The organism is Cellulomonas massiliensis JC225 (assembly GCF_000312005.1).
In the GTDB taxonomy this organism is placed as follows: domain Bacteria; phylum Actinomycetota; class Actinomycetes; order Actinomycetales; family Cellulomonadaceae; genus Cellulomonas; species Cellulomonas massiliensis.
In genome coordinates, this window is record NZ_HE978588.1 from 1,115,195 (window position 1) to 1,122,542 (window position 7,348).

The 7,348-nt window shown below is 76.1% G+C and carries 6 protein-coding genes and 1 pseudogene; 3 read left to right on the forward strand and 4 right to left on the reverse strand.

Annotation, left to right across the window (positions count from 1 at the left end; genetic code table 11):
- Positions 1-872, reverse strand: an 872-nt coding sequence (locus HGCM_RS16985; RefSeq protein WP_019135837.1) for a DUF4349 domain-containing protein, incomplete at its 3' end; no start/stop codon positions are given.
- A gap of 318 nt (positions 873-1,190) precedes the next feature.
- Between HGCM_RS16985 and HGCM_RS05325 the strand changes: the two genes are divergently transcribed.
- Positions 1,191-1,442 (forward strand): hypothetical protein, encoded by a 252-nt coding sequence (locus HGCM_RS05325; RefSeq protein ID WP_019135839.1) that lies wholly within the window; start codon positions 1,191-1,193, stop codon positions 1,440-1,442.
- A gap of 35 nt (positions 1,443-1,477) precedes the next feature.
- Here the strand turns inward: HGCM_RS05325 and HGCM_RS05330 are convergent, their stop codons facing one another.
- From HGCM_RS05330 to HGCM_RS05340, 3 genes are all read right to left on the reverse strand, one after another.
- Positions 1,478-2,392, reverse strand: a complete 915-nt coding sequence (locus HGCM_RS05330; RefSeq protein ID WP_019135840.1) for a universal stress protein — start codon at positions 2,390-2,392, stop codon at positions 1,478-1,480.
- On the reverse strand, positions 2,389-3,864 hold the full coding sequence (locus HGCM_RS05335) for an amino acid permease (protein ID WP_019135841.1): 1,476 nt from the start codon (positions 3,862-3,864) through the stop codon (positions 2,389-2,391). The genes HGCM_RS05330 and HGCM_RS05335 overlap by 4 nt, the downstream gene beginning before the upstream one ends.
- Before the next feature lie 168 nt (positions 3,865-4,032).
- Positions 4,033-5,196: a trypsin-like serine peptidase gene (locus tag HGCM_RS05340; protein ID WP_147572683.1), complete on the reverse strand. Its 1,164-nt coding sequence runs from the start codon at positions 5,194-5,196 to the stop codon at positions 4,033-4,035.
- 122 nt (positions 5,197-5,318) lie between these two features.
- Here HGCM_RS05340 and HGCM_RS05345 point away from each other — a divergent pair, with 122 nt between their 5' ends.
- Positions 5,319-6,746 carry an RNB domain-containing ribonuclease gene (locus tag HGCM_RS05345; protein ID WP_026075280.1) on the forward strand — a complete coding sequence of 476 codons (1,428 nt, stop codon included), beginning with the start codon at positions 5,319-5,321 and terminating at the stop codon, positions 6,744-6,746.
- A 4-nt stretch (positions 6,747-6,750) separates the two neighbouring features.
- Positions 6,751-7,348: pseudogene (locus HGCM_RS19680) on the forward strand (transposase); the annotation flags it as partial.

Sequence of the window (7,348 nt, forward strand, 5' to 3'; positions counted from 1 at the left end):
CGCCGGCTCCAGGCGACCGCGCCCGCGGTGACCCCACCGGCGAGCAGGAGCCACGGCAGGAGCACGCCGAGGACGACGAGCAGCGTGCTGACGGCCGCCGTGAAGGACGCCCACCCGACGGCCAGGCCGCCGAGGAACGACGACGGCCCCGGCTCGTCCGCGGGCGCGCCCGCCGGGACAGGCCCGAGCACCTCGATCCGCAGGGTCGACAGCGAGACCTGCTCCGCGAGCGCCGCGCGCTGCGACTCGAGCTGCTCCAGCTCCGTCTGACGGTCGGTGAGCGCCTTCTCGGCCTGGACGATGTCGGCGTGGGTCCGGGCGCTCGCGAGCAGCGCGGTCATCCGGTCCACCGAGAGCTCGAGGCCGGCGATGCGCGCGTCGAGGTCGCGTGCGGTGCCCGTGACGTCGGTCGCCTTCAGCTGCACCGAGCCCACGGTGCCGAGGGTGCGCAGGGCGTCGATCGTCGCGTCGAGCTCCGCGGAGGGCACGCGCACCGTGAGCGACGCGCTCGCGCGGGTCCACTCGTCCCCGGCCTGCTCCGACCAGTCGTCGACCCGTCCCTGCGAGCGCGAGACGAACGCGACGATCGAGTCGACCGCGGCGCGCGCGTCCTTCACCGTCATGCTGACGTCGCCCTCCTGGACCACCTGGCGGTCCTCGGCCGTCTGGGCGGCCGGCCGGCCGACGGAGCCCGGGGCCTCCTCGTCCACCACGGCGGCGCCGCCGCCCGCCGGCGCGCGGTCCGCGCCCGACTCGTCCGCGCCGGAGCCGGCGCTGCAGCCGGCCAGGAGCGCGGCCAGGAGCGTCCCGGTCGCGACGAGCGCCGTCAGGGTCCTGGGGAGGCGACGCCGGGCCGCCGGGGTGCTGGTCATGACGGTGACGCTAGGGCGGCGGGCGCCGGGCGCACCGGCGGTTCACAGGATCGTGACCGGACGGCCCGCGATCGTGACCTGCGCACACGTCCCGTGACCGGGACGTGGCCGAACCGCGACCGTCCGGCCCGCAAGCGGCACGTGCGCCGCGACAGGTCCGGCGCCGTGCCGCTCGCGGTGCGGGCCCGCGGGGGCCGCGGGTAGGCTCGACCGCACCTCGCGAGCACCCTCGCGGGCGCCCTCACGAGCACCGCACGCCGCCGCGTGGCCCCGGGACCGGCGCCGCAGCGGCACCCGACATCCCCGAAGGGACGGCTCATGGCAGACCTGGACTCCCTGAAGCAGCTCGCCAAGGACGCGATCGACCGCGGTACCGAGGTCGTCAAGAGCGAGGAGGTCCGCGACTCGCTCAGCAAGGTCGGCAAGAACCTCGTCGACGCCGGCAAGGACCTCATCGACACGGGCAAGGCCGCGGGCCGCGCCTGGTCGCAGGCGGCCCCGGCCGCGAAGCACACGAGCACCGCGCCGGTCGCCGACGCGCCCGTGGACTCCTCCGACCCCAGCATCTGAGGCGGGCCGCCGGGCGGCGCGCCGGCGGGGGACCGTCAGCGCGCCGCCGGGCGCGGCACGACCAGCACCGGCACCGGCGCGTGCCGCAGGATCTTCGCCGCCCGTGCGCCGAGAAACACACGCCGCAGCGTCCCGCCGGTGGACGAGCCGACGACGAGCACCTCGCCCGGCAGCCACTCGACCGCCGCGAGCGACGCCTCCCAGCTCGGCCCGCTCGCCACGACGGTCTCGACGTCCGCGGGCAGGTCCAGCGCCGTGCGCAGCGCGCGCTGCGCCGTGGCCATCTGCTGCGTCCACTGCTCGTCGACCTGCGCCTCGATGTCGAGCCCCGCCTCGGGCGGGTACATGTCGCCCGCCCGCACGCCGAACGACGCGACCCGCAGGCCCACCTCGATCTCCCGCGTCACGTCGGCCGCCCAGCGGACCGCGGGCGCGTCCGCCGTGACGCCGGAGTACGCGGCGGTGAGGCGGCGCGTCGGGACGTCCGTCGAGGCCACGTGCTCGATGCGGTACCCCCGTGGCGCGACCGTCACGGGCACCGGGCTCGAGTGCAGCAGGTAGTCCGCGGTGGAGCCGACCGACGTGGTGCCGCGGCGCGCGTCACGCGCCGAGCCGACGACGAGCGCGGCGGCGTCCCGCTCCTGCGCGAGCTGGGCGAGCTCGCGGGAGACCGAGCGCCCGCGCCGGTGCACGATCTCCACGACCAGCTCGTCCGCCCACCCGGCCAGGTGCTCGCGGACGTCGTGCTCCAGCTCCTCGACGCGCTCGCGGGCGAGGCGCTCGAGCTCCGTGCGCCGCCCCGACGAGGCGCCCCACGCCGGCGGCACGACGGTCGCGACGACGAGCGTCCACGGCCCGGACGGCTCCGGGAGCGTCCGGACGACCCCGACCGCGAGGTCCAGGGCGCCGTGCGACGGCGCGAGGGGGTCGAGCCCCACGACGACGGTCATCGCGCGCCCCCGTCCGCGTCGGGCGCGGGACCTGGCCCGTGCCCTCCCGCCCGCTCCAGGGCCGAGTGCCGCCGCCCCCACAGCAGGTAGAACGCGACGCAGACGGCGAGCCACACGAGGAACCAGGCGTACGTGTACCAGTGCAGCCCGGCGAGGATGTAGACGCAGGCGGCGATGGCCAGCAACGGCGTGACGGGGTACCCGGGCATCCGGAAGCCGCGCGGCAGGTCGGGCGAGCGGCGCCGCAGCACGATGACGCCCACCGAGACGACGATGAAGGCGACGAGCGTGCCGATGGACACGAGGTCCCACAGCGAGTCCAGCGGCACGAACGCGGCGAGCAGCCCGACGACGAGGGCGACCACCACCGTGTTCTGCACGGGCGTGTGCGTGCGCGGGTGGACGCGCGCGAACCGGCGGGGCAGCAGGCCGTCGCGCCCGATCGCGAACAGGATGCGCGTCTGGCCGTACATGACGACGAGCGTCACGGAGAAGATCGAGATCACGGCGCCGGCGGACAGCACCGTGCCGGGCCAGCTGCTGCCTGTCACCTGCTCCAGGATCTGCGCGAGGCCGGCCTCGCCCTGCTCCGGGTCGGAGAACGCCTGCCAGGGCTGCGTGCCGAGCGCGGCGACCGCCACGAGGACGTAGATCGACGTGACGATGACGAGCGCGCCGAGGATGGCGCGCGGCATCGACCGCTGGGGGTCGCGCACCTCGTCGCCCGCCGTGCTCACCGCGTCGAGCCCGATGAACGTGAAGAAGATGGTGCCGGCGGCGAGCGTGACGCCGCCGACGCCCTGCGGTGCGAAGTCCGCGAAGTTGTCGGCGTCGAACGCCGTGAACGCGACCGCGACGAACAGCGCGAGGACCGCGAGCTTGATGACGACCATGACGGCGTTCGCGCGGGCCGACTCGCTCGCCCCGCGGATGAGCAGCACCGCGCACAGCGCCACGAGCACGACCGACGGCAGGTTGACGACCCCCGGGTCCGCCGCGAAGGGGCCCGCCGAGAGCGCGTCCGGCACGCGCCAGCCGGTGAGGTTCTCCAGGAGCTGGTTGAGGTACCCGCTCCACCCGACGGCGACGGCGGCCGTCGACACCCCGTACTCGAGCAGCAGGCAGGCGGCGACGCCGACCGCCACCACCTCGCCGAGCGTCGCGTACGCGTACGAGTAGGTGGAGCCCGACACGGGGACGGCCGAGGCCATCTCGGCGTACGACAGCGCCGAGAGCCCGGCGGCGATCCCGGCCAGCACGAACGAGACGATCACCGCGGGCCCCGCGTCGGGCACGGCCTCGTGCATCACGAAGAAGACGCCGGTGCCGACCGTGGCACCGACGCCGAACATCATGAGCTGGAACGTCGTCAGCGACCGCGTCAGCCCGTCGTCGCCGCGCTGCTGGATCGGGGCGATCGGCTTGCGACGCCACAGCTGGGTGCGCAGCGAACGCTCGGTCACGGTGCTCACCCTGCCCATCCTGGAGCACGGTCCGGCCGGGCGCGCGGCCGTTCGTCCCGGCTCCGTGCGCGTCCGGCGCGCCGCAGCACCGCCGCCCCCTCCCCGCGAGAGGTGGGGAGGGGGCGGCGGCGTGGGCGAGGGCCGGCCGGGGATCGGCGGACCGGCCGGCCCCCGGGCTCAGGCGTACCGGTTGTACGTCCACAGGCTCCAGGCGTCGTCGTCGAAGTAGCCCGTGCGGACCACGGTCGGCGAGGCGTAGGAGTCGACGCGGCTGTTCACGCCGTTGAGGTAGCCCCAGCTGCCGTTCCAGCCGGTCCACCACGGGCCGCCGGACGCGCCGCGGTTGAGGCCGCACGGGATCTGCACGGTCTGGCTCCACGTGATGAGCAGGTCCCACTCCGGGCTCGTCGAGCCGTAGCACCCGAGGACGTTGCCGCCGTCGTAGCCGCCGTAGGACGTGTACCCGAAGGCGTACTCGAACGTCCCGGACTTGCCCTTGTTGACGGTGATCCCCTGCCCGCCGAAGTAGTTCACGATGTGCCACCCGTTGAGGGTGTTCATCACGGCGACGCCGAAGTCCTGCGAGAAGTCGGAGCTGTTGATCCACGCGGTGCGGGACGTCAGGTACGACGCCGACCAGTAGCCGTACGGCGCGGGGTTGGCGAGGTCGTCGTCGTACGCCGGCACGAACGTCCAGTTCGTGGCCCACTGGCCACCCTGACCGCCGTGCACGCAGTGCCCCGCGGTCCAGACCTGGTCGGCGCCCTCGGAGTTCACGATGCTCGCGGAGCAGACGTACCCCGCGCCGCCCATCGAGAAGAACACCTTGCCCTGGGTGTACGCCGCCGGCGTGTTGTACGCGAAGTTCGGGTTGTAGACGAAGCCCGCCGCGATCGCGCCGCCGGCGAGCGCCTGCGTGCTCGCCCTGCCGGTCGCGGTGAGCGTGCCCACCCGTCCGGTCGTCCCCGGCGCCGAGCGCTGCGGCCCGTCGTTGGTCGCCGGCTTCTCGCCCGCCTGCTGCTGACGCTCGATCGTCGCGGAGTACGTCTTCGCCGCCGCACGGACCTGCGGGTTCAGGTCGGCCGGGACCGCGGCGCGCATGCGCGCCGGCGTCCAGTAGGCGGCCAGGGCCTCGGCCTTGGTCGCGTCGGCGCCGAACGCGGCGCGCCCGGCGGCCAGCGCCGTGGCGCTGACCTGCGACGTGCCCCGCGCGTTGCCGGTGGTGTCGGCGGCGGCCGGCGCCGGCGCGGCGCTCGCGCCGGCGGCCGGCAGCGTCACCGCTGCGACGATCGTGGCGACGACCGCGGCCGCCCGCCAGGACCTGCGTGTACAGATGCTCATCTCGTGCTGCCCCCTGTCTCGGTCCCGCGCCCCCTGCGGCAGGACTCGACCAGGGAGGAGGCGGCGGCCGGGGCGCTGATACGCGCCGGGCGGGCGTCGGCGCGCGACCCTAGGCTCGCCTCGTGCCTCGTCGACACGTGCGGCTGCAGCAGCCGGATCCCGCCGTCCGGGCGGGGCTCGCCGCGCTGCGCCGCGAGCTCGACGTGCCGGACGCGTTCCCCGCGCCCGTCGAGCAGGAGGCCGCTGCGCTCGCGACGGCGCCCCCGTGGCGCGGCGACGAGCGGCGGGACGCGACCGACGTCCCGTTCGTGACCGTCGACCCCGAGGGCTCTCGCGACCTCGACCAGGCGGTGCACCTGGAGCGCCGGGGCGCCGGCTACCGGGTCCGGTACGCGATCGCCGACGTCGCCGCCTGGCTGCCGCCGCTCGGGGCGGTCGACGACGAGGCCCGCGAGCGCGTCGTGACCCTGTACGCGCCCGACGGCCGCACGCCGCTGCACCCGCCGGTGCTCTCCGAAGGCGCGGCGAGCCTGCTGCCCGACCAGGACGCGCCCGCCGTCGTCTGGACCGTCGACCTGGACGGTGACGGGGAGCCGACGCGCGTCGAGGTCGTGCCCTCCGTCGTCCGCAGCCGGGCCCAGCTGACGTACGAGGGGGTGCAGCGCTCGTTCGACGACGGCACCGTCGACGGGCCGCTCGCGCTCCTGCGCGAGGTCGGGGAGCTGCGCGTCGCGGCCGAGCGGGCGCGCGGCGGGATCACGCTGCCGACGCCCGAGCAGGTGGTCGAGCGCTCGGGGGGCCGGTGGGTGCTGGCGAGCCGCACGACGCTGGCCGTCGAGGACTGGAACGCGCAGATCTCCCTGCTGACGGGGATGTGCGCGGCACGCACGATGCTGGACGGGCGGGTCGGCGTGCTGCGCACCCTGCCCCGCGCCGAGGAGCGCGACGTCGAGCGGCTGCGGCGCACCGCGCGGGCGCTCGGCGTGGCGTGGCCCGAGGGCGCGGGAGTGGGCGAGGTCGTGCGCGCCCTCGACGCGAGCGTGCCGCGGCACGCCGCGTTCCTCGCCGAGGCGACGAGCGTGCTGCGCGGGGCGGCCTACGTCGCGTTCGACGGCGAGGCGCCCGCGGACCCGTGGCACGGCGCGATCGCGGCGCCGTACGCGCACGCGACCGCACCGCTGCGCCGGCTCGTCGACCGGTTCGTCTCCGCCGTGTGCGTCGCGCTCGCCGCCGGGCAGGAGGTGCCCGACTGGGTGCGCGCCGCGCTGCCGGAGCTGCCGGCGCGCATGGCGGAGGGCAACCAGCGCGCGGCCGCCTACGAGCGCGGGGCCCTCGACCTCGTCGAGGCGGTGCTCCTCAGCGGCCGGGAGGGCGAGGAGTTCCAGGGCGTCGTCGTCGACGTGCGGGAGGGGCGCGGCGTCGTGCAGCTCGCCGACCCGGTCGTGACGGCCCGGGTGGACGGTGACGGCCTGCCGCTCGGCGAGAGCGTGACCGTCCGGCTCGTCGAGGCGGACGTCGCGCGCCGGTCGGTACGGTTCGTCTGGGGGTGAGCCTGTGCCCGGTGCGGACGACGAGGCGGTCGGCGACGTCGCGGACGAGCTGTACGGCGTGCCGCCGGAGCAGTTCGTCGCGACGCGGGACGAGGCCGCGCGCGCCGCGAAGAAGGACGGCGACAAGGCGCTGGCCGAGGCCATCGGGCGGCTGCGCAAGCCCACGGTCGCGGCGTGGGTCGTCAACCTCGTCGTCCGCGACGACCCCTCGCTCGCCGACGGGCTCCGGGGGCTGGGCGACGCGCTGCGCGAGGCGCAGGACCAGCTCGACGGCCCCGCGCTGCGCGAGCTCGGGAAGCAGCGCCGCGAGCTCGTCGCCGCCCTGGTGGCGCGTGGCCGCCGGCTCGCCGCCGCGGCCGGGCACAAGGTCGGTGAGGGCGTCCGCCAGGAGGTGGACGAGACGTTCACGGCGGCGTTGGCCGACCCGCAGGTCGCGCAGGAAGTGACGTCGGGGCGGCTGGTCGTGGCGCGGGAGTTCGTCGGCTTCGGGTCCCAGGTCGCGCCCTCCGACGTGCCGGCGGTCGCCCCCCGGCTGCCCGCGCCGCGGGCCGAGCGGCCGGCGCGGGCCGCGCGGTCGACGGTGCGTGAGCTGCCGGCGCGCG

What these genes read in the sequence shown, in the direction of transcription:
- HGCM_RS05325 (WP_019135839.1), top strand. Translation starts at nt 1,191, where the DNA reads ATGGCAGACCTGGACTCCCTGAAGCAGCTCGCCAAGGACGCGATCGAC.
- HGCM_RS05330 (WP_019135840.1), bottom strand. Translation starts at nt 2,392, where the DNA reads ATGACCGTCGTCGTGGGGCTCGACCCCCTCGCGCCGTCGCACGGCGCC.
- HGCM_RS05340 (WP_147572683.1), bottom strand. Translation starts at nt 5,196, where the DNA reads ATGAGCATCTGTACACGCAGGTCCTGGCGGGCGGCCGCGGTCGTCGCC.